We start from the raw sequence: 22,483 nt of genomic DNA, 5'->3' as shown, positions 1-22,483 counted from the left end.
ACCTCTTTTCCTTTATCCCTGTTATTGTTGATCTTATCTAATTTTTGCTATGAATCACAGCGAGTTAAGTATAGATGTTAATTCCCTTGTGGTTTGACTTCTCAGCGCACGTTCCAACACCTTCTGACAGCGACTGAGACTGAGTGTCGACAGCGCGCCCTTGATGGCGGGTCTCTGGGTGGGAACCATGGAGAGGCCATCAATTCCCAGGGCGACCAGGAGAGGTAACGCCTTAATATCTGAGGCCATTTCTCCACAGAGGGTGATTTTTAATCCGTTTGCCTGTGCCCGTGAGCACACCCAGGCCAGGGCTCGAATCATCGCCGGTGACACCGGGGTGTAGAGCTTGGACATGGTGGGGTCGTTCCGATCGGCCGCGTACAGATACTGGGTCAGATCGTTGGTTCCGATGGAGATAAAATCCAGCCGGCTGGCCAGGGCGTCGATGTTCATCACCGATGCCGGGGTTTCAATCATCACCCCCAGCTCCGGTTTCTTTCGCTTCTGCTCAGTTGGCAGGTCGGCGGTGGCCTCATCGTAGAGGTTGGCCAGCATCTCCAGCTCCTCGACCTGATTGACCATGGGAACCAGCATTTTTACCTTATGACTCTGACTCAAGCGGGCGATGGCCCTGAGCTGAGGCAGCAGCAGGTGGGGGCGCTCCAGGCCCAGGCGCACGCCACGGTGCCCCAGGGCCGGGTTGGTCTCCTCCAGGTTCTCCTCCTCCATCACCTTGTCGGCGCCAAAGTCGAACAGGCGGATGGTGACCGGGTGGGGGGAGATGGCGTCGGCAATGGTGCGGTAGGCCTGATACTGCTCATCGGCGTTGGGCAGACTGAGCCTGTCCATAAACAGCAGTTCGGTGCGAAGCAGGCCGATCTCCTGACAGCCGTAACGCTCCACCTGGGGCAGCTCCGCCAGGGTGGCGACGTTGGCGGCGATGGTGATCTCGTGACCGTCGGCGGTCAGTGCCGGAGACTGGGCGTCGTGCTCAATCTGTTGCAGGCGCTCCAGATAATTGGCCATCCGGGCGTCGAAGGCTTCCGACTGTACCCTGGAGGGGGTCACGGTGACCGTGGCCTGTTCGCCATCCAGCAGGATGTCGGCGCCGTGGGGCAGGGGAGCCAGCTCATCGGGGGAGAGCACCAGCAGGGGAACCTGCATGCCGCGGGCCAGGATCGCCAGGTGATCCTGGTAGGTGGCCTGGCTGACCACCAGACCGCTGATGTCGGGGTAACGCAGAAACTCGGCAGGAGAGAGGTAATCCACCACCAGAATGTGTTTGGCAGAGAGACTCTTCGGCAGCGGGCAGCGGTGGCCCAGGGCGTGCTGGGTCAGGCGCTGCTTCAGTTGCTGCAGTTCGGCGGCGCGTTTCTGCAGGTTGGGGTCTTCGATGCCGGAGATCTCGTCCACCATGGGGGTGAGAACCCGCTCAAATGCACTGGCGGCACTGCAATGGTGCAGGGTGACATGCTGGTGAAGATCCCGCTTGAGCTCCTCATCCTGGAGCATCAATCTGTCTGCCTCAACCAGTTCCCGTTCGGTTTCGGACAGCGCCTGGGTCTGCAGGGCGTTCAGGGCGTCGAGCTCGGCGCCCAGCGCCTGATCGATGTGACTCAGCTCCGCCGGGATCTGCTGATAGCCAATCTTGGAGTGATCCACCGGATTGATGCGGCGGTGGCAGCGATACAGCGCTCCCCGGACCAGTCCTGCGGAGAGGACCTGGGCGACAAAGGTGTGTGACACTCCGTGTCCTCCCTCTCTATTCTCTAGTCCATGTTGGCGATAAATCGGCATAGGCTGTCGACGGCCTGTTCTGCCTGATCACCACTGGCGCTGACTTCGATTTCGGTACCGTGGGCCAGACTCAGGGTCTGGAGTCGGTAGAGGCTCTTGGCACTGGCCTGCTTTCCATTGCAATACACGACGATGTCACAGGGATACTGTTTTGCCTGCTGAACCAGCAGGGCGGCGGGACGGGTGTGGATGCCTTGTTTGGCGGCAATGGTTACAGACTGACGATACATGATCTGCCTTGAAGCTGGTGAGACGGCCTCAGCATACTGTTCTGGGTAACAGGAATCAACAAATCCACAAGCGAAGTGAGAGGGGGCAATATTGCCCCCTGGGTGATTTCAAACAGGTCACACTTTGAACTGTTGCAGTTGGTGCGACAGCTCGTCGGTGACCCCCTGTACCGACTGGCTGGCGTTGGCATTGCTCTCGTTGGCTTTGACGGAGGCCTCGGCAAGTTCGGCGATGTTGTTGATGTTTTGATTGATTTCGTTGGTCACCTGGCTTTGCTGGCGGGTGGCGGCGGCAATCTGCATGTTCATATCGACTATGGTGGCGATCCTGTCCAGCACCTGATTGAGGGTCTCTCCTGCCTCATTGGTCTGGTTTGACAGGCGACCAAACTGGGTCTGGGCAGAGTTTGCCGAATTTGTGACCTGGGACACGCCGGACTGGATGCTGTCTATGATGGCGGCGATCTCGTCGGTGGAGTTCTGGGTGCGACTGGCCAGAGCGCGAACCTCGTCGGCCACCACCGCAAAACCTCGGCCCTGATCGCCGGCGCGGGCCGCTTCGATGGCGGCATTGAGGGCCAACAGGTTGGTCTGTTCGGCAATGCCGCGGATGGTGTCCAGTATGCTGCCGATCTGGGCGGAGTCCCGGGCCAGGGTGTCGGCGGTGGTGCCGGTCTGTCCCAGGCCTTCGGCCACCTCCTGAAGCAGGTGGCGGTTCTGTTGCATGGCATCCCGGCATACACCGACCTGTTGCTGGGTCTGAGAGGCGGTTTCGGAGGCCAGGGCGGTATTTCCGGCAATCTCTTCGGTGGCGGATAGCATCTCTGTCACCGCCGAGGCCACCGATTGGGCCTCCTGGTTCATGGCGCTGGCAGTCTGGTTGGATTGGGTGACTGTGGCATCCAATTGAACAGAGCTAGCGGTCAGGCCCTGGATGTCACGGCCCACGATGCGAATCAGGGTGCCGATCTTGTCGGTGAATTCGTTAAACCCCCTGGAAAACAGCGACACCTCATCCTGGCCTTTGTCATCCAGTCTCAGGGTCAGGTCGCCGTCTCCCCGAGCGATCTCCTCCATGGTGGTGGTTGCCTTTCGCAGGGGCCGGGTAATGGAGAGATTGATCATCACGAACATGGTGAGCAGGGGAAGTGACAGCAGGGTCAGGAACAGGCCATAGCTTACCAGCACCTGGGTCATCAGCCCTTCTACCTGATGGGCATCACTCATCAGAACAAAGGTGACGTCATTGCGTTTGAATCCATACAGCCAGAACTGCATGCCTTTGACCTCGACGCTCAGGCTGCCCTGCTGGCGGGCCAATACTTTGAACGCCTGCTTGCCCTCAACGGAGCGAGCCAGCCGGGTCAGATCATCGTCCACGGTGCGTTGATAGATCAGTTCGCCATTGGCATTCAGTTTGATCAGATTGATGTTGTCACCCAGCTCCAGGTCCTGGATGAGGGTCTGGCTATCTTCCAGCTTTAAGGAAGCGACCGCCTGGCCCAGTTGGCGGGTCCGGGTCTCGGCATCCATAAGCAGTTGGTCGTACTGTTGGCTCAATCCGAACCAGGTGTACAGCAGTGTGGCTAAACCCGTGAGGCAGAGAAGCAGCAATAAGCGCAGGGACACCGAAAGGCGGCGCAGAAGTGAAAGCATGTATATCTTCCTGATTATTAATTATTTTACCTTCTACTAGCTTGTATACATGGGGGAGCTAGCCCCGGTCATCTGACCAGATTGGCCAATTGCTGGCTTTGTGGCTGACCCGGCAAATTTAAGAAATGCCTAAATTACAACTTTCGAATATTCGTCGTGGAGCACAGCCGGTTTTGATGGGAATTTGTGGGGAGAAAAGGGCGGGGTGATGTCCCCGCCCTGAAGGTTACACTTTGAACTGTCTCAGCTGTAGGGACAGTTCGTCGGTGACCCCCTGTACCGACTGGCTGGCGTTGGCATTGCTCTCGTTGGCTTTGACGGAGGCCTCGGCAAGTTCGGCAATGTTATTGATGTTTTGATTGATTTCGCTGGTCACCTGACTTTGCTGACGGGTGGCCGCGGCGATCTGCATATTCATGTCGCCTATGGTGGCTATTCTGTCCAGCACCTGGTTGAGGGTGTCACCCGCTTCGTCGGTCTGGCTGGTCAGGTGTTGAAACTGCTCCTGGGCAGAGCTGGCCGAATCGGTCACCTGGGCCACACCGGACTGGATGCTGTCAATGATGGCGGCAATCTCATCGGTGGAGCTCTGGGTACGGCTGGCCAGGGCGCGAACCTCGTCGGCCACCACCGCAAAGCCTCGGCCATGTTCTCCGGCGCGGGCCGCCTCAATGGCGGCATTGAGGGCCAGCAGGTTGGTCTGATCGGCGATGCCGCGGATGGTGTCCAGTATGCCGCCGATCTGGGCGGAGTCCCGGGCCAGGGTGTCGGCGGTGTTACCGGTCTGACCTATACCTTCGGCGACCTCCTGAAGCAGGTGTCGGTTTTGCTGCATGGCATCCCGGCACACGCCGACCTGTTGCTGGGTCTGGGCGGCGGTTTCCGAGGCCTGGGCGGTATTGCCTGCCACCTCTTCGGTGGCGGCCAGCATTTGTGTCACCGCTGAGGCCACCGAGTGGGCTTCCTGATTCATGGCACCGGCGGTCTGGTTGGATTGGGCCACCGTGGTATCAAGTTGCTGGGCGCTGGCACTTAGATCGGACACATCCTTGTTGACCACCTTGATGAGGTCGGCAATCTTGGCGGTAAACTCGTTGAAGCTGGTGGAGAAACGGGCCACTTCATCCCGGCCCTTGTCGTCCAGCCTCTGGGTCAGGTCGCCGTCACCCCGGGCGATCTCCTCCATGGTGAGGATCGCCTGTTTCAGCGGTGCGGTGATCGACTGGTTCAACAGCAGGAAGATCCCCATTACCGGGCCGGCCAGCAGGGTAAGGAAGATGGCATAGTCCCACATCACCTCGGCCATCTGGGCATCGACCCGGCGGGAGTCTCCAATCAACAAAAACCGGCTGTCTATGGGGTAGAGCCACAGGGTGACTCCGGAGCGCTCCAGGGTATGCAGAGAGCCGTCGGCCATCGTGGCCAGGCTGTTGGCGGAGGGCAGCAAACGATTCAATTCACTGTCGCTGCGAATCAGGGCGCCGTCATCGAGGGCGATCAGGTTCAGTTCCTGGGGCAAAGAGAGTGCCTGGTTCCAGTCGCTCTGCCCGGAAGCCAAGGAGCTCAGTGCCTGGCCCATCTGCTGGATCGAGTGTTCGGCGGCCTGATGGAGTTCGCTCTTTTGCTGGGAGAGGCTGAACCAGGTGTAGGCCAGGGTGGCACTGCCTGCCATGGCGAGCAGCAGCAACAATCGCAGGGAGATGGTGAGGCGGCGTAAAGTGTTTAACATAGCTTACTTCCACAAGCTTAAGGCGTTGTTTCTTTAGCCATGGGGGTGCCACGGCCTTCCTTGTCCGTAGGTTGCGATAATGGGGTTCAGCGCAACGTGGCGCTAACAATACCAAAAAAAGGCGGCCCGGGGGCCGCCTTTTTGAATTGCGATCGAATCTTTATTGCTGGGTTTCAGCTTCTGTGAACACACCTGCAAAAAGAGCAGAGGAGAGGTAGCGTTCGGCAGAGGAGGGCAGGATAACCACGATGGTTTTCTCTTTCAGCTCAGGCTGTTCCTCCAGCAGCTTGTTGACGGCTACCACGGCGGCTCCGGAGCTGATGCCGGCGAGGATCCCCTCTTCTTCCATCAGGCGGCGGGCCATGGCGATGGCGTCGTCGTTGGACACGCTGATCACCTTGTCCACCATCTCCAGGTCCAGGTTGCCCGGGATGAAGCCGGCACCGATGCCCTGAATCTTGTGAGGGCCGGGCTTGAGCTCTTCGCCCGCCTTGGCCTGGGCAATCACCGGCGAGTCTTCGGGCTCAACGGCCACACTCAGAACCTGTTTGCCCTTGTTCAGCTTCAGGTAGCGGCTGGTGCCGGTGATGGTACCGCCGGTGCCCACGCCAGCAACGAATACGTCCACTTCACCGTCGGTGTCTTCCCAGATCTCCGGACCTGTGGTCTGCTCGTGGATCGCCGGGTTGGCGGGGTTGTCGAACTGCTGCAGCAGCACGTAGCGCTCAGGATCGCTGTCGCGGATCTCTTCCGCCTTGGCGACGGCGCCCTTCATACCCTTGGCACCTTCGGTCAGCACCACATTGGCCCCCAGGGCCTTGAGCAGCTTGCGACGTTCCAGGCTCATGGTGTCGGGCATGGTCAGGGTCAGTTTGTAGCCACGGGAGGCGGCCACGAAAGCCAGAGCGATACCGGTGTTACCGGAAGTCGGCTCAATGATCTCGCTCTCCTTATTGAGTACGCCGCGCTTTTCAGCGTCCCAGATCATGCTGGCGCCGATACGGCACTTCACGCTGAAGCTTGGGTTGCGGGCCTCGATCTTGGCCAGAACATTGCCGTCGGTGACCCGGTTCAGGCGAACCAGTGGGGTTTGACCGATGGAGAGAGAGTTGTCGTCAAAAATTTTAGCCATCCTGTTGATGCTCCGTGCTTGATCGCAATATTGCTGGGGTAGCAGTAATAGTAGCCAGCATATCGGGGTTTTGCGCGACTGGAAGGTACGGTTCGTTATCCTATATTCCTGAATGGAATAACGGATGCCATATTTGTGTATATGAGATGGAAATGGATGATTTCCATCTATTTGTGATAACGTCTCGCCATAGGAATTCAGGTAGATAAGGATTGTTGTGAGTCAGCACGCCGACCCCCGCACCATCATTACTCCCTACGCCTTCAATATCGCCCCCAAACTGCTCAACCGGCCCCTGGCCTCCCCCTGGCGACGCGGGCTGGCCATCGTCATCGATCTGCTGATGGTGGCCATATTGGCCGAGCTGCCAGGCGATCTGCTGCTGGCCATCGTTCTGGCGGTGGGCTGGGTGCGTCTTCGAGGCTATCGCATCAAGGGTAAGCTGCAGACCGGCATCTTCATCGGTTTCGGCCTGTGGCTGCTGTTCGCCATGATCAACGCCACCATTCAAGGCTGGCCGGATGCCTCGGCACCGGCACCAGACTCCCGGGTCGAGGTGGAACAGCCGGTAGAGCTCGATGGCATCTGCGCCGAAGGGGATGTGGGCTGTGTGCTCAGAGTGGTCGGCGATGTCACCGCTAAGGTGATGGGAGAGGAATTCACCACCGAGCAGCAGATGAGCGATTACCTGATGGAGCGCTATGGCCTGACCGAAGCCCAGGCTCAGCAGGTGGCCGTGGATATCATGCGTGACGACGAAGAGGGGCTCGACACCCGGACTGAGCCCCCTGCGGCCACCGAGGCGGTGCCCGAAGAAGCCCTGCCTGCGTTGGAGCATGCCCCACCGAAGACCGATGAGGTGGTTGATGCACTGGGGAGTGCGTTGGAAAAGCAGGCGGAAAAGGAGCAGGCCGAGGTGGAGGATGAGCCGGAGCGGTTCAGCATCATCGGCGTGGTCAAAGGGATCATCGAGGACCTCGGGCTTGGCCTGGGTTGGGCCTCCGTCTATTTTACCGTGTTTACCGCCTGGTTCCATGGTCAGACTCTGGGAAAGAAGCTGCTGGCGATTCGGGTGATTCAGTTGGACAATACTCCCCTGAGCCTGTGGGAGGCCTTTGGCCGTTACGGTGGCTACGGCGCTGGCCTGACCACGGGGTTGATGGGCTTTCTGCAGATATTTTGGGATCCCAACAGGCAGGGGATTCACGATAAGATTTCATCCACCGTGGTGGTTGACCTGCGCGCCAAGGCGAGAAAACGAGCCAGGGCGGAGCGCAGGAAAATAATGACAAGTCAAAAGGAAATGAATGGATGAGAGTGCTGGTTGTCGAAGACAGCGCCACTGTGGCCAAGGTCTTACTGCACCTGTTTCAGCAGGAGCCGGGCATCGAAGTAGACCTGGCAAAGGATTTCGCCACTGCCAGAGAGTTGATGGAGCGCAATCGCTACTTTGCCGCTCTGTGTGACCGTTGTTTGCCGGATGCCCCCAATGGTGAGGTGATCGAATGGTCCCTGGCCAAGGGGTTGCCCACCATAGTGTTGACCGCCCAGATGGATGAGGGCGAGCGCAGCCGCCTTCAGGGACTCGGGGTGGTGGACTACGTCATCAAGGAGAACCGCTTCTCCTATCAGTATGCGGTGAACCTGGTCAGCCGCCTTAAGCGCAATCAGGCCTACCGGGTGCTGGTGGTGGACGACTCCCAGGTGGCCCGCAAACAGGTCAAGGATCTGCTGGCGCGCCACCTGTTTCAGGTGGTGGAGGCGGACAGCGCCGATTCGGCCCTGATGCTGCTGGCCACCAATGAGTTCAAGCTGATGATCACCGACTACGAGATGCCGGTGATGAATGGTGTCGAACTGGTGTGCCGGGTGCGAGAGCGCCCCGGAGGCGACCAACTCTCCATCGTCGGCCTCTCCGGACAGGAGGAGGTGTCTGCCAAGTTCATCAAGTATGGAGCCAATGACTTCCTGCGTAAGCCATTTTTTGCCGAGGAGTTCTATTGCCGGATCAATAACCTGATCAAGGCGTGGGAGCTCAATCAGCAGCTGTGGCAACGGGCCAACCTTGACTACCTGACCGGGGTGGCCAACCGGCGTTACCTGATGACTCAACTGGAGGAAGCCCGCAGTCTGACGGAGCAAAATGATCAGAGTCTGAGTCTGGCCCTGCTGGATGTGGACAGGTTCAAGGCGATCAATGACCAGTATGGCCATCAGGTGGGGGACCGGGTGCTCCAGGCCCTGGCCAAGGAGCTGAGTCAGAGCCTGGAGCGCTTTGTCATCGGCCGGGTCGGTGGCGAGGAGTTTGCCGTGGTGATGCCGGGACTGAACGGCGACCAGGCCTGGCGCCTGATTGAGGCGGTGCGGCGTAAGCTGACCTCTGCGCCTCTGGATCTGGGGGACCAGCAGTTGGCGGTCAGCTTCAGCGCCGGATTGTGTCAGGCGGCACCGGAGGATCACACCGATGAGCTGTTGCGCCGCGCCGATGAGGTGCTCTATCAGGCCAAGGAGGCGGGACGTAACCTGGTGCTGCTGGAGGAGGATCAGTGACTCCCGAGGTCACAGCCACTTTGGAGCAGGCCTTGGCGCAACTGGGGCTGACGCCCTATGAGGCCAACCAGCTTGCCCGTGCGGGCAGGCTGCGCCAGCTTGGGTCGGGGGAGACTCTGTCGGAGCAGGGCAGGGTGCCCGCCCAGTTCCACCTGCTGCTTGAGGGGCTGTGCCACGGGGTGTACCACACCGAAAATGGCCGCCACTACAGTAAGGAGTTTTACTGGGAGGGGGACTGGGTCATTGGCTATGAAAGCCTGCTCGATGGTGGGCCGCTGCCCTTCGCCTTTCAGGCCCTGACCGACTCGACCCTGGTGGCCCTGACCATTGAGCAGCTGTCCTTGTGGCGTCAGCAGAGACACCCCGCCTACCTCAAGCTGCTGGAGACCCAGTTGCTGTTCAAGGAGCGTAAGGAGCGTTTGTTGCTGCTCAGCACTCCGGAGCAGCGCTACCGCCATTTCTGCGAGCACTACCCCCAGCTGCTGCAGCGCCTGGCGGACTATCAGATTGCCGCCTACCTGGGGATCACCCCCATCAGCCTCAGCCGGATAAAGAGCCGACTTAACAAAGGTTAATTACCTTCGGGCTGAAACTCAGTAAAGTAGCCGCCAATAGAGATTTACCGAGGCTTGTTATGCTCACCTGGCAGTTACTCACTTTCGACCAACTTTCCAATCACGCCCTCTACGATCTGATAAAGCTCAGGATCGACATCTTCGTGGTGGAGCAGAATTGCCCCTATCCGGAGCTGGACAATAAGGACCGTTTGCCTGGGGTGTACCACCTGCTGGGCTATGAGGACGATACCCTGGTGGCTTGTGCCCGCCTGTTGCCGGCAGGGGTCAGCTTTGATGGTGTCAGCATCGGCCGGGTGGCGGTGGCGACCAATCAGCGGGGCAGTCGCCTGGGTCACCAACTGATGAGCGAGGCGCTGGCACAGTGCGAACGGCTCTGGCCCGGGCAGTCCATCGAGATTGGTGCCCAGGAGCATCTGCAGGGCTTTTATGGTCAACATGGGTTCGAGGCGTTTTCCGAGGTGTATCTGGAAGATGGCATTCCCCATTTGGATATGCGCCGGGTCGCCCGGTGATTTCCAGCAATCGTGCCTTGTGGCTGCTCATTGGCGGCAACCTGGCGGCGGCCCTCTCCGATGTGGCGGTAAAGTGCTTGAATGGGGAGGTGCCTCCTTTTCAGTACCTGTTTATCCGTCAGCTGATTGCCACTCTGGTATTGCTGCCTCTCTGGCTGAAACTGACCCCTACCGGCCGCGGGCCCGGTCCCTGGGGCATCGCCCTGCTGCGCTCTCACCTGATTCTGGTGGGGGCCGCCTGCATGGTGGTGGCCGTCACCCATCTTCCCCTGGCCACGGCCAATGCGGTGTTCTATGCGGCGCCGCTGCTGATGTTGCCGTTGTCGGTGTGGATCCTGGGGGAGCGCCCCTCAATGAACCGGGTGCTGGCCACTGTGCTGGGGTTTGCCGGCGTCCTGCTGGTGCTGCGTCCCTCCCAGTTTCACTGGGCGGCCCTGTTCGCCTGTGGCACCGCCATCACCCTGGCACTGTTTAACCTGCTGGTGCGCAAATTGCCCAAGGGGCAATCGCCGGTGGCCACGGTGTTCTGGACCAATCTGCTCTGCCTGCCCCTGGCTGCGTTGCTGGCGGCGCTGAACTGGGTGCCCCTGGATGCGATGCAGGTGCAGTGGATTGTTGCCAGTGCCCTTGGCGTGCTGACCTATAACGCCATGGCGGTGGCCGCCTATCGTCTGGCTCAGGCGTCGGATGTGGCCCTGGCGGAATACTCAGGACTGCTGTTTGTGGCCCTGTTTGGCGTGCTGTGGTTTGCAGAGGTGCCCGATGGCATTACCGCCATAGGAATTTCGCTGATTGTGCTGCCCATTGCCCTGGTGTCCCTGGGCAAGAGTGGCTGGCAGCGTTTGCGGCGAAAGACCGCTTGACCGACCGACTATCACCGCTGGCCAACATGGGGTAAATTACGGATTCTCTTGTGAATCTGTTTGAAGTGAGAGCGATGAGTATCAACCCACCCATTGGCAGTGACATCCGCCTGACCACCCATAATGGCCACCAGCTGGTGGTGATGCCCCTGGAGAGTCGGGGCCCAACCCGGCTGTTTGTCCCGCTGTTTCTCAGTGTGTGGATGGTGGGCTGGGCCTTTGGCTGGGTCAGCGCGGCCAGGGAGGTGCTGGCGGGCGAAGGAGGGCTGTTCCTGATGGTGTGGCTGGCGGGCTGGACACTGGGCGGCGCCTTTGCCGGTTACGCCCTGCTCAGAAGCTTCAAGAAACCCACCCCTGAGCAGTGGCTGCTGGTCAAACCCTCACTGCACATCGATACCGGTCTGGCGTCCATGCGCCATCTGGGGCGCCATGGCGGCCGAGCCAGCTGGAAAGAGATGTTTCCCCAGCGCAAGCGCTTTGAGCTGACGGCTGCGGAGCTGGCCACTCTGGCCCTCAGGGAGACCGACAGCGGCAACCGCTTGACCGTGGACCAGGGCGCCGAGCGCATCGAACTGGCCCAGACCGCCACCGAGATTGAGCGGGAGTGGCTTTACGAGATGCTCAGGCTGAACTACCGGCTCTGAGCCTGCGACTTCAGCAGAGATTTTTCCATGGCCAACGCCTCCATCACCACTTCCTCGGCCAGCGCCTGGCTGCTGGGGCCATGGGTGGTGTACCCCATACCGGCATAGAAGGGATGGGCGTTGAGGGAGGCATTCAGGCTGAGCCTGGTGAGCCCCACCTGGCCAGCGCGCTGCTCCAGGCGACTGAGCAGGCGGCGACCTATCCCTGCGCCGGCGGCGTCCGGATGAATATAGAGCGCCTGCAGCCGGCTCTGGCCCAGAAGTACGATGCCAAACCCCACCACGCCCCGGGCAGAATCCTCGGCGACCTCCACCAGAGTGTTGTCACTGACGATGATGCCGTGCAGCCATTCGCTGCGGTGGTTGTCCGGCGGAGGAGACCAGGCCTTGAGTACCTCCACCGGATAGTGGCTGCTGGCGCCTCGGTGTACCGACTCGTAATGGATGGTCACCAGGGCGGCGGCATCCTTGGCTAAAGCGGTTCTCAGGCGGCACTCCATGCGGTTGCTCCTATCCCAGGAAATTTCGGCACTCCAACAAGGTAACAGCTTTAGTGGCGAGCTTCATCCCGGCGGGAGGGCAAAGAGCAGGCCGGGCCCTTCAGGACCCGGCGAAGGTGGTGTTACAGCAACCAGGCGTAGCTGAACTTGGCGAAGACACTGCGCTCCAGCTGCTCCAGGCCGTTGTCGAAGCCATCATTGAAGCGGCCATCGGCGTAGCCGGCGTAGAACACCGTCTGAGGATTGACCTTGTAGGCGTACAACAGCTCGGTGGAGAGGGCCCGGGTGGTGGGATCCACCTCGTGAGACTCATAGAGACTGGGGTCCCGGTCGATATCGCGGAAGATGGTCGATAACCTCAGGAAGCTGCGTACACTGAACTGCCAGTTTAGGCGAAGATCCGTCAGGTTGGCGGTAAACAGGGTGCCGCCGTCGACCTTGAGCTCGCGCCACAGATGATCCACCTCCAGCACGATGTGGGACAGGGGCTGCCACTTGAGGTAGGAGCTCAGCTGTGTGCGGGTGGCGGGCTGGTTGTTGGCAAAGTCGATGTCATCGCCGTAGAGTGGGTGAAACTCCAGCTCCAGGTTGCTCAGGGGTTTGAACTCGATGTTGAGGCCACCGAAGGTTTCGTCAAACATCGGCGCGTTGCCGTCCAGTACCAGGTCCTCCGGACGCTCCCGGCGGCCACGACGTTCCCGGGTGACCCCCCACAGGGCCAGGTAGCTCTGGTAGCCCCCCTCGGCGCCGAAGCGAAACTCCGCTTCCCGCTCCAGCCGTTCCCCGTCGTTGTTCTTAGTCTCATCCACGTCGCCGTTGAGGCGCACCTTGGTAAAGAAACTGTCGCTGGGGTACCAGTTGTAGCCGCCGCCGAGGATCGTCTTGGCGGAGTCGACGCTTTCGATGAAGCCCAGGTCGGCCCTGAACTCCTCATCGGTGTAGCGGTAGATGGCGTAGGCATCCCAGTTGCGGGTCTCATGTTTGAGCTCACCCAGGAAGTGGGTGCCGTTCTGCTCCAGCTGACGAGTCCGTGTCGCCTGTTCGCCGTCGGTCTGATCCGCCAGATCCTCCGGGTACTGGGTGTCGGAGCCCACCAGCAGCCACTCCACATAGGTTTGGCTGTTGAAATCGAAGCGTCCGTCCAGGCCATAGGTGTAGTTGTGGTAGTCGTCCGCCTCCCGACCGGTGGCGATGGCGCCCAGGGAGAGGCTGTCGCTGTGGTTATAACGGTAGCGCAGGGCGAGGTTGTCACTGGCCAGGCCCAGACTGGCGATGTCGGAACTGAGGTTGCCCGGCAGCAGGAAGTTGGTCTTTTCGTCCCGGGTCTGCAGCAGGCCGAAGCTGTGGTCGCCCCGGGCACCGGTGAGTTTGGCGCCATATTCAGGCTCGGCCAGGTTTCTGGTATGCACCAGGTTGGAGTAGGTCTCGAACTGATCGGCGTTGTCCAGGTAGAAGGGGCGCTTCTCCGGGAAGAACAGGGCGAAGGTGGTGTTCACATCCAACTGGCCTGCATCCGCTTCCACCTGGGAGAAGTCCGGGTTGAGCGTCAGGTTCAGCAGGGTGTCCGGGGTCAGGTTCCAGCGCAGGTCGCCGCCGAAATCCAGGTCATCGCTGGAGACCCAGGGGCTGGATTCGCTGCTTCGCTCCTCGCTCTGACGCAGGGTCAGTGACGGGGTGATCTGAAGCTGCCGGCTGGTCTTAGCCTCACTCAGGCCGGTGAGTTCACTCATCTGGCACAGGGTGCAGGCGACGTTGCGATCCAGTTGAGTGTTGGAGAGACGATAGGTTTTGTCCCTGGGCCAGAACCTGACCAACTCCACTCCCCAGGTCTGCACCTGCAGGCTGTCATCGAAGTTGAACAGACGCAGGGGCAGGGCGATCTCGACGATATAGCCGTCGCCGGTGAGCCGTCCGGCGCTGTGCCAGATGCCGTCCCAGGCGTCACTCTCCTGGCCGGTCAGCTCATTCTCAATGGAGTCTTCCTGGACGCCGAGGGGGTTGATGAAAAACTGATAGGCGAGACGGCCCTGATTCCAGGTGTCCAGCTTGATCCCCACCAGATCATCCCCCCAGGCCCGGTCTCGGTCGCTGAGGTTGGCACGGATCTCACTCGGGTTGGGGTCCTTGGCGTGGAAGGCTACGTAGAGGGTGTCGTCGTCGGCAATGAGCCAGGCGGTGGTGGCCACCGGGGCCGGGGTGTTTTCCCCTGGCCGGGTCTCTATGGTGAGTTCCACCTGGGTGGCCTGCTTCCAGGGGGCGTCATCCAGGTTGGCGTCGATGGTAATGCTGCCTGATGTGGTGGGCAGGGTGATGGCATGGGCGAACTGGGTGCAGCTTATAAGAGTTGTCAGTGCTGCCAGGCGCTTGAGCATGGTCTTGTTTCCGATATAAAAAAAAGCCGCCCAATGGTGACATAGGGCGGCGTTGCGTTCGAGGGATTGTGGTAAGAAAATGTTACTTGTGGGTTATAGCCTCGACAGCGTCGGGTTGCGGTACTGGTCTACCCACAGGGCGGTGGCACCGCAGATGGCCACCGGCATCACCACCAGGTTGACTACGGGGATCATGGCAAAGGCGGCGACCGCCGCACCAAAGGTGAAAGCGGGCCCTTTGCGCTCGCCCAGGGCGGTGCGCATCACCCCGAAGTGAATCTTGTGGTTGTCGAAGGGGTAGTCCAGGTACTGAATGGCCATCATCCAGGCGCTGAACATAAACCAAATTACCGGGGCGAAGGTCTGGCCGATGCCGGGAATGACAAAGAGGATCAGCAGCAGCAGTGCCCGTGGCAGGTAGTACTTCAACTTCTGCCACTCCCGGCCCAGAACTCGGGGCAGGTCCTTGAGCACGTCGGTGAAGCTGTCATCGTTGACCGTTTTGCCGGTGAGGCGCCGCTCTACCTGTTCGGCCAGCAAGCCGTTGAAGGGGGCGGCAATCCAGTTCATCACCGAACTGAAGATAAAGGAGAACACCACCAGCACGGTGACCACCGCCAGAGGCCACAGGGCCCAGTCCAGCCAGCTTAGCCAGTCGGGCAGGGAGGCCATCAGTTGATCAATCCACTGGGAGAGCTGCTGGAATAGCCAGTAGAAGGCCACGGAGAAGAGCACCAGGTTGACCGACAGGGGCAGCAATACGAAGCGGCGTAGCCCCTTGGTGCGGATCAGTTCAAAGCCCTTGATGAAGTAGGTGGCGCCACTGGCGCCGGCTGGCAATATAGGTCGGTTCATAAACTCTGCATAAAAACTCGCTAGTTAGCCCCATTTTGATGGCTGAATGTGGAAAAGGTCAACAATGGTGTTGTTGCTGGCTGTTACAAAAGCCCCGGGGTTTTGATAGAGTGGACCATCAAAAAAATCCCGTTGAAATTGTTGAGAAATTAATCGTCCGATGCGGCTAAAACAGATAAAACTGGCCGGATTTAAATCCTTTGCGGATCCCACCAAGGTGCCCTTTCCTGCGCAGATGACCGCCATTGTCGGCCCAAACGGCTGTGGCAAGTCCAATGTGATCGATGCAGTGCGCTGGGTTCTGGGGGAGAGCAGTGCCAAAAATCTGCGCGGCGATGCCATGACGGACGTGATTTTCAATGGTTCCGGCAGTCGTCAGCCCAGCTCGGTGGCCAGCGTGGAGCTGGTGTTCGACAACAGCTCAGGCCGGGTGGGCGGTCAATTTGCCAACTTCGCTGAAGTCTCCATCAAGCGTCAGGTGAACCGCGACGCTCAGTCCAGCTACTTTCTCAACGGCAACAAGTGCCGTCGACGGGATATCACCGACATCTTCATGGGCACCGGATTGGGGCCCAGAAGTTACGCCATTATCGAGCAGGGGATGATCTCCCGCCTCATCGAATCACGCCCTCAGGAGCTGAGGGTGTTCATTGAGGAAGCCGCCGGCATCTCCAAGTACAAGGAGCGCCGCCGGGAGACGGAAAATCGCATCAAGCACACCAGGGAGAACCTGGAGCGATTGGCGGACGTGCGCAGTGAGCTGGGCTCCCAGCTTGAACGCCTGCAGCGTCAGGCCGACGCCGCCCGCCGCTACCGTACTCACAAAGCCAATGAGCGCACCCTACAAAACCAACTGTTTGCCCTGCGCTGGCGGGAGCTCAGTGACCGCATGGCTGAGCTGGAAACCCAGCTTGACCAGAAAGAGACGGAGCACCAGCAGTGCCAGTCGGCCCAGCAGGGGGACATCAGCGCCATCCTGACCCTGGAGCAGTCCCAAAGCGACATCAAGGCGCAGCTGACCCAGCAGCAGCAAGGGCTCTACCTGGCCACCAGTGAAGTGACCAAGCTGGAGCAGCAGATTCTCCATGGCCGCCAGCGCCACCAGCAACTGGAGGAGGAGCTCAGGCGCACCCAGGCCCAGTTGGATGGGGACGAGGGGCGCCGCCAGGCGCTTCACGAGGAGCGCGAGGAGCTGGCCGAGCAACTTGAGATGCTGGAGCCGGAAGTGGAGATGGCAGCCGAGTCCCTGATGATGCTGGAGGAGGAGCTGGAGCAGCTTCTGGAATCCGGCAGCGATCAGCAGAGTCAGCTGCAGCAGGCTCAGCATCAGGTCAGCGATCTGACCCGCCAAAGGGATGTCTGTCGCACCCAGCAGGCCGCGGTGGTGCGTGAACAGGAGCAACTGGTTCAGCGTCAGGCGAAAATTCAGAGCCAGCTGCCTGCGATGGTCCAGCAGAGCCAGCAGCAACTCGAACAGGCCCATGCCCGCAAAGAGGCGCTCAGTGAGCAGCTTCAGTTGCGTCAGGAGGACCTGGCGGAGCAGAAGCAGCTGGCGGCGGAGTGCGCCGATCACCGGCGAGAGACGGAGGCGGCGCTGCAGCAGGTTCGGGAACAGCTGGGTAGCACCCGGGCCGAACTGACCGCGACCCGAACCCTGATTGACGGGCTGCAGCAGCGACTGCCTGCCCCCTATGATGAACTGCCACGGGTGTGGCAGCAGATCCAGATAGACAGCCGTTGGCAGGTCGCTCTCGAGCAGGTGCTGGGAGAGTGGCTGCAGGCGGTGATCTCCGATGACACCCAGTTGCCACAAGGGCTGATGGCCCTCTCCGAGGCAGATTCTGGCTCGGCCCATGGCCACTCCTTGCTGGCCAAGGTGAACTCCCCCCTGAACCTGGCTCCTTGGCTGGGGCAGGTACTCTGTGTGGACAGCATGGAGCTGGCGCTCCGTCGGCTGCCACAGCTGGAGCCCCATCAGTCTCTGGTGACTCCCCAGGGAGAGTGGCTTGGCCAGGGGTTTGTGCGGATGCCTGGAGGCGGTCAGCGCTCTGTGCTGGCCCTGACCGATGACGAATCCCGACTGATGGCCCAGGAGCAGTCTCTGGAGGAGGAGCTGGCCCACAAGGCTCAATCTCTCGAGCAGGTGAATCAGCAGTTTGCCCAGTGCGAAGCCCGGGTACAGGAGAGCGAGCGTCAGTGTAACCAGGAGCGCAGTGCCCTGATGCAGGCGGAACTGGAACTGCAGAAACTGACTCAGCAGGTGGAGCACCAGGCCCAGCAGCGTCAGCAGGCCCTGGAGCAGCTGGAGGAGCTGGCCCTGCAGACAGAGCAGGCAGCAGAGCAGTCCATGGAGCTGGAAGAGCAGCAGGAGCAGATTCAGGAGAACCTGGAGCAGCAACAGCAACGCCTGACCCGGCTTCAGGATGCCCATCACAACCAGAAGGGGCAGAGTGATGCCCTTCGGGCCAGGGTGGCTCAGCAGCAGTCCGCCGTGCAACAGATGACCCTGCAGCGCCAGACCGTCAGTACCCGCCTGCAGGGGATCGAAGCTCAATTGGGCCAGCAGCAGGGCAGTGCCGAGCAGTGGCGTGCCAGGCTGGAGGAAACCCGGGAGCAGCAACAGGGGCTGTTGGAGCCTCTGGCAGAGTGGCAGATGGAGCTGGAGCAGTCTCTGGACCGACGGGCCGAGCAGGAGCAGACCATCGCCGGGCTTAATGAGCAGATGGCAGAGGTGGAGGCCCAGCTTGCCAGGATTCACGAAGCCAACCGCGGACAGATTGACCGGCTCAACGCCCTGACTCAGGTGATCACCGAACTGAAGATGGAGCATGAGGGTCTGAGAGTGCAGGCCCAGGGGCAACTGGATCTGTTGGCGGAATCCGAAGTGTCTCTGAAGCTGGTGCTGGATCAGTTGCCGGCAGACGCGGCGGTGGCCAAATGGCAGGAGGAGCTCACCAAGGTGCGTGAGCGGATCAAACGCCTGGGGGCCATCAACCTGGCGGCCATTGAGGAGTTTGAGCAGCAGTCCGAGCGTAAGCGCTATCTGGATGAGCAGAACGACGATCTGACCGAGGCCCTGGATACCCTGGAATCGGCCATACGCAAGATCGACCGGGAGACCCGGCAGAGGTTCAAAGCCACTTTTGACGAGGTCAACGATGGGCTCGGGGAGCTGTTTCCCAAGGTGTTTGGCGGGGGCAGCGCCTACCTGGCGCTCACCGACGATGACCTGCTGGAGACCGGCGTCACCATCATGGCCCGGCCGCCCGGTAAGAAGAACGCCACCATCCACCTGCTCTCCGGTGGTGAAAAGGCGCTGACCGCTTTATCATTGGTGTTTGCCATTTTCAGGCTGAACCCGGCGCCTTTCTGTATGTTGGATGAGGTGGATGCGCCGCTGGATGACGCCAACGTCGGCCGATTCTGTCGTCTGGTAAAAGAGATGTCGGAAACGGTACAGTTTATTTATATTAGTCACAACAAGGTCAGCATGGAGATGGCTGACCAGTTGACCGGTGTGACCATGCATGAGCCGGGGGCATCACGCATTGTGGCGGTCAACGTCGAAGAAGCCGCAGCTATGGCTCAACTGTAATAACAACAAGGTTCCTCACCGCTATGGATGATTTTCGCATTATTTTGATTGTCGTTGGTTTGCTGTCTATCGTGGGTCTGCTTGCTCACGGTCTGTGGTCCATTCGCAGGCAGCAACCGCGCAAGATGAAGGCGCGCCCCCTACAGCCTCTCGACAACGAGTCCAGCCGTGACTCACAAGGGTTTGACCCTGATGGCGTCGGGACGGTGAGAACCATCAGTACCAAGGAGCCTGAGCCGGAGCTCCCCAAAGAGCCGATCATGTCGACGGAACCTGCTCTGGCCAAGGAGCCTGAGCCCAAGATGTTCACCGAGCCGGCACCGGCCAAGGCTGAACCTGCGCCGCGTCAGGAACCCGCCATCTCACCTGAGCCCAAGGCTGAGGAGCCCAAGATTCAAGAGCCTACCCTGGCTGAGCCTGAGGCAATCGAAGAGCAGCCACAGCTACCCGAGAGCAAAAAGGTTGAGCCTCAGCTGAAACCCGAGCCCAAGGTGGTGGACCCTCTGCTCAGCCCCGAAGAGGTGACGGCCCCAGAACCTCAGGAGCCGGAGGGCGGTCTGGTGACCTCGCCCGAGGATGTGCTGGTGATGCACGTGGTGGCCAAAGAGGGCGAGAGCCTGCAAGGGGCGGAGCTGCTGCACAACTTCCTGACCCTGGGCATGAAGTTTGGCGAGATGAACATCTTCCACCGTCATCAGGACACCGCAGGTCGCGGCCCGGTGATGTACTCGTTGGCCAACATGATGAATCCGGGCACCTTTGACCCGGATACCATGGAGCAGTTTGAAACCCAAGGGGTGTCACTGTTCATGACCCTGCCCAACCAGTGCGATGAGACAGTGGGCTTCTCCATGATGATGGGGGCCGCCCAGGCCCTGGCCGATATGCACGGCGCCATTGTGCTGAACGATCAGCACAAAGAGTGGGACGATTTCAGCAAAGATCGTTACATGGCCCGCATCCAGAAGTTTGAAAATCAGCCGGCTTGATACCAACTTAACTAAATATTTGGTCACTACTGCTGGCTGAAATTGTCCCACTCTGCGTTGTGAGACTGACTGTTAGAACCACTAGCACTTGCGTCTCACGCCTTGATTGGAACAATGTCTCCGGCGCACCAGATAGAACACTTACTCAGTTAAATTGGTATACCTAATTTCACCACCCCCGCAGGGGTGCCCTGTTCCCTAAGAGTGAAAGGCCGCCCCGGGCGGCCTGTTTATTTATGACCGACAACGCCAAACAACGCATCGACGCGCTCAGCCGAGAGATTGAGCAGCACAACCACGCCTACTATGTCTTGGACAACCCCAGCATCACCGACGCCGAATACGACCGGATGATGCGCGAGCTCCAGGGCCTGGAGCAGGCGCACCCAGAACTGAAGCTGCCCAACTCCCCCTCCAGCCGGGTTGGTGGTGTGGCCCTGGATAAGTTCACCCCCGTGGTGCACCGGGTGCCCATGCTGTCGCTGGATAACGCCATGAATGAGGAGGAGTTCCTTGCCTTCTATGAGCGGGTCAGTGGCCTGGTGGGAGAGCAGAGCATCGAGCTGTGCTGTGAGCCCAAGCTCGATGGCCTGGCGGTGAGCCTGATCTATGAGCAGGGGCAACTGGTGAGCGCTGCCACCCGGGGTGATGGCACCACAGGTGAGGGGATCATCGAGAACGTTCGCACCATCAAGGCGATTCCCCTGGTGCTGCAGGGAGAGGACTATCCAGAGGTGCTGGAGGTACGGGGCGAGGTGTTTATGCCCACCGCCGGCTTCGATGCTTTCAACGAGCGGGCGCGGGCCAGGGGGGAGAAAACCTTTGTGAACCCCCGTAATGCAGCGGCAGGCAGCCTGCGTCAGCTGGACTCCAAGATCACCGCTTCCCGCCCCTTAAGTTTTTACGCCTACAGCCTGGGCGTGGTGGAGGGGGAGCGCACCCCGCTGCCGAACACCCACTTCGGTCAACTGCAGGCGGTAAAGGCCTGGGGACTGCCGGTGAGCGATCAGGTGAAGGTGGTCAGCGGCGCCGAGCAGGCGCTGGCGTACTATCGGGATATCCTGGCTCGCCGTGAACAGCTGCCCTATGAGATCGACGGTGTGGTCAACAAGGTCAATGGCATCGCCCTGCAGCAGCAGTTGGGCTTCGTGGCCCGGGCGCCTCGCTGGGCCATCGCCGGCAAGTTCCCGGCCCAGGAGGAGATCACCGTCCTGGAGGAGGTGGAGTTCCAGGTGGGGCGCACCGGTGCCATCACGCCGGTGGCCAGACTCAAGCCGGTGTTCGTGGGCGGGGTGACGGTGTCCAACGCCACTCTCCACAACGCCGATGAGATCGCCCGTCTCGGGGTGATGGTGGGGGACAGCGTCATCATTCGCCGCGCCGGCGACGTGATTCCTCAGATTGTTTCCGTGGTCAGCGAGCGTCGCCCCGACGATGCCAAAGCCATCGAGTTTCCCGACAGTTGCCCTGTGTGCGATTCCACCGTAGAGCGCCTGGAGGGGGAAGCGGTGGCACGTTGTGCCGGCGGCCTCTATTGCCAGGCTCAGCGTAAGGAAGCGATCAAGCACTTCGCCTCTCGCAAGGCGCTGGATGTGGATGGCCTCGGGGACAAGATTGTCGAGCAGTTGGTGGACAAAGAGCTGGTGGAGACCCCGGCAGATCTGTTCAAGCTCAGTGCCTCCACCCTGACCATGCTGGAACGCATGGGCTCCAAATCGGCCCAGAACCTGGTCGGCGCCCTGCAGGCCGCCCGGGAGACCACCTTGCCCAAGTTCCTCTACTCCCTGGGGATCCGAGAGGTGGGGGAGGCTACCGCGGCCAACCTGGCCCGGCACTTCCGCACCCTGGAGGCGGTGGCCGCGGCTGAAGTGGATGAGCTAATCGAGGTGGATGATGTGGGCGAGATCGTCGCCCGTCACGTGCACCAGTTCTTCCGCCAGCCTCACAACCAGGAGGTGATTGCCGCCCTGGTGGACCCGGAGCGCGGCGGTATTCACTGGCCGGAGATTGCTCAGGTGGATGAGTCGGCTCAGCCCCTGAAGGGACAGACCTGGGTGCTTACCGGTACCCTCAGTCAGATGAGCCGCAGCGAAGCCAAGGCGGGACTGGAAGCCCTGGGGGCCAAGGTCAGCGGCAGCGTCTCCAAGAACACCCACTGTGTGGTGGCCGGTGAGAAGGCGGGGTCCAAACTGACCAAGGCCCAGCAACTGGGTGTGGAAGTAATGGACGAACAGGGCCTGATCGCACTGCTCGGCGGTTGACTTAGGCGCGGGGACTCAGTGTAATAGCCTTTGTAAAACAGTTGGTTGTTTAGCTGGTTAACCACGAGTCCCCCACCTCTCCACCTCAAAGGATGAGTTGGGTTATGATGAAGCTGTAGTCAAAAGATAACGACGCCCGGGGGTTAGGCCGCCGGGAAGGCTTAAGGTAGCGGTATTTCCTCTAGCCTGAGAACTGTCTCATGAGATCAGGGAGAACTCA

17 protein-coding genes are annotated in these 22,483 nt (G+C 60.3%); 9 read left to right on the top strand and 8 right to left on the bottom strand.

The features are described from left to right. Positions 1-54 precede the first annotated feature (54 nt). The 5 genes from ptsP to cysK all read right to left on the bottom strand — a co-directional run bounded on the left by ptsP (position 55) and on the right by cysK (position 6,544). Positions 55-1,746 carry a phosphoenolpyruvate--protein phosphotransferase gene (gene ptsP / locus ACN0RV_RS07260; RefSeq protein WP_417346928.1) on the bottom strand — a complete coding sequence of 564 codons (1,692 nt, stop codon included), beginning with the start codon at positions 1,744-1,746 and terminating at the stop codon, positions 55-57. Between the two features lie 23 nt (positions 1,747-1,769). Then, the gene (locus tag ACN0RV_RS07255; protein WP_417346926.1) at positions 1,770-2,027 is read right to left on the bottom strand and encodes an HPr family phosphocarrier protein; all 258 of its coding nucleotides are present in this window, start codon (positions 2,025-2,027) and stop codon (positions 1,770-1,772) included. A 117-nt stretch (positions 2,028-2,144) separates the two neighbouring features. Continuing rightward, entirely contained in the window at positions 2,145-3,683 is a 1,539-nt protein-coding gene (locus ACN0RV_RS07250; RefSeq protein ID WP_417346924.1) for a methyl-accepting chemotaxis protein, read from the bottom strand. A gap of 226 nt (positions 3,684-3,909) precedes the next feature. After that, positions 3,910-5,412 (bottom strand): methyl-accepting chemotaxis protein, encoded by a 1,503-nt coding sequence (locus ACN0RV_RS07245; protein WP_417346922.1) that lies wholly within the window; start codon positions 5,410-5,412, stop codon positions 3,910-3,912. Between the two features lie 160 nt (positions 5,413-5,572). Further along, positions 5,573-6,544 (bottom strand): cysteine synthase A, encoded by a 972-nt coding sequence (gene cysK, locus ACN0RV_RS07240; RefSeq protein WP_417346920.1) that lies wholly within the window; start codon positions 6,542-6,544, stop codon positions 5,573-5,575. Positions 6,545-6,761: 217 nt separating this feature from the next. Between cysK and ACN0RV_RS07235 the strand changes: the two genes are divergently transcribed. The 6 genes from ACN0RV_RS07235 (at position 6,762) to ACN0RV_RS07210 (ending at position 11,691) form a co-directional block, all read left to right on the top strand. Beyond that, positions 6,762-7,859, top strand: a complete 1,098-nt coding sequence (locus tag ACN0RV_RS07235) for an RDD family protein (protein ID WP_417346918.1) — start codon at positions 6,762-6,764, stop codon at positions 7,857-7,859. Continuing rightward, positions 7,856-9,094 carry a diguanylate cyclase domain-containing protein gene (locus tag ACN0RV_RS07230; protein WP_417346916.1) on the top strand — a complete coding sequence of 413 codons (1,239 nt, stop codon included), beginning with the start codon at positions 7,856-7,858 and terminating at the stop codon, positions 9,092-9,094. Before ACN0RV_RS07235 ends, ACN0RV_RS07230 begins: the two co-directional genes overlap by 4 nt. Next, positions 9,091-9,669 (top strand): Crp/Fnr family transcriptional regulator, encoded by a 579-nt coding sequence (locus ACN0RV_RS07225; RefSeq protein ID WP_417346914.1) that lies wholly within the window; start codon positions 9,091-9,093, stop codon positions 9,667-9,669. Before ACN0RV_RS07230 ends, ACN0RV_RS07225 begins: the two co-directional genes overlap by 4 nt. A gap of 59 nt (positions 9,670-9,728) precedes the next feature. Continuing rightward, entirely contained in the window at positions 9,729-10,184 is a 456-nt protein-coding gene (locus ACN0RV_RS07220) for a GNAT family N-acetyltransferase (protein WP_417346912.1), read from the top strand. Continuing rightward, positions 10,181-11,047: a DMT family transporter gene (locus ACN0RV_RS07215; protein WP_417346910.1), complete on the top strand. Its 867-nt coding sequence runs from the start codon at positions 10,181-10,183 to the stop codon at positions 11,045-11,047. The genes ACN0RV_RS07220 and ACN0RV_RS07215 overlap by 4 nt, the downstream gene beginning before the upstream one ends. Before the next feature lie 74 nt (positions 11,048-11,121). Beyond that, positions 11,122-11,691, top strand: a complete 570-nt coding sequence (locus ACN0RV_RS07210; protein ID WP_417346908.1) for a hypothetical protein — start codon at positions 11,122-11,124, stop codon at positions 11,689-11,691. On the opposite strand, the gene ACN0RV_RS07205 is transcribed toward ACN0RV_RS07210, so the two are convergent. From ACN0RV_RS07205 to cysZ, 3 genes are all read right to left on the bottom strand, one after another. Then, a complete protein-coding gene (locus tag ACN0RV_RS07205; protein ID WP_417346906.1) occupies positions 11,679-12,191 on the bottom strand; it encodes a GNAT family N-acetyltransferase in 513 nt (170 codons plus the stop codon). The genes ACN0RV_RS07210 and ACN0RV_RS07205 overlap by 13 nt on opposite strands. Before the next feature lie 122 nt (positions 12,192-12,313). Continuing rightward, the gene (locus ACN0RV_RS07200; protein WP_417346904.1) at positions 12,314-14,563 is read right to left on the bottom strand and encodes a carbohydrate binding family 9 domain-containing protein; all 2,250 of its coding nucleotides are present in this window, start codon (positions 14,561-14,563) and stop codon (positions 12,314-12,316) included. Positions 14,564-14,656: 93 nt separating this feature from the next. Then, positions 14,657-15,418 (bottom strand): sulfate transporter CysZ, encoded by a 762-nt coding sequence (gene cysZ, locus ACN0RV_RS07195; protein WP_417346902.1) that lies wholly within the window; start codon positions 15,416-15,418, stop codon positions 14,657-14,659. A gap of 160 nt (positions 15,419-15,578) precedes the next feature. Between cysZ and smc the strand changes: the two genes are divergently transcribed. From smc to ligA, 3 genes are all read left to right on the top strand, one after another. Next, positions 15,579-19,013 (top strand): chromosome segregation protein SMC, encoded by a 3,435-nt coding sequence (smc, locus tag ACN0RV_RS07190; protein ID WP_417346900.1) that lies wholly within the window; start codon positions 15,579-15,581, stop codon positions 19,011-19,013. Between the two features lie 23 nt (positions 19,014-19,036). Next, on the top strand, positions 19,037-20,002 hold the full coding sequence (gene zipA, locus ACN0RV_RS07185; RefSeq protein WP_417346898.1) for a cell division protein ZipA: 966 nt from the start codon (positions 19,037-19,039) through the stop codon (positions 20,000-20,002). A gap of 236 nt (positions 20,003-20,238) precedes the next feature. Beyond that, complete coding sequence (ligA, locus tag ACN0RV_RS07180) at positions 20,239-22,263, top strand: NAD-dependent DNA ligase LigA (protein ID WP_417346896.1); 2,025 nt, start codon at positions 20,239-20,241, stop codon at positions 22,261-22,263. Positions 22,264-22,483: the final 220 nt, after the last annotated feature.

Origin of the sequence: Ferrimonas sp. (assembly GCF_048263965.1) — a bacterium.
Taxonomy (GTDB): domain Bacteria; phylum Pseudomonadota; class Gammaproteobacteria; order Enterobacterales; family Shewanellaceae; genus Ferrimonas.
Note: the sequence above shows the minus strand (reverse complement) of the source record. Positions and strands in the feature narration are given on the sequence as shown.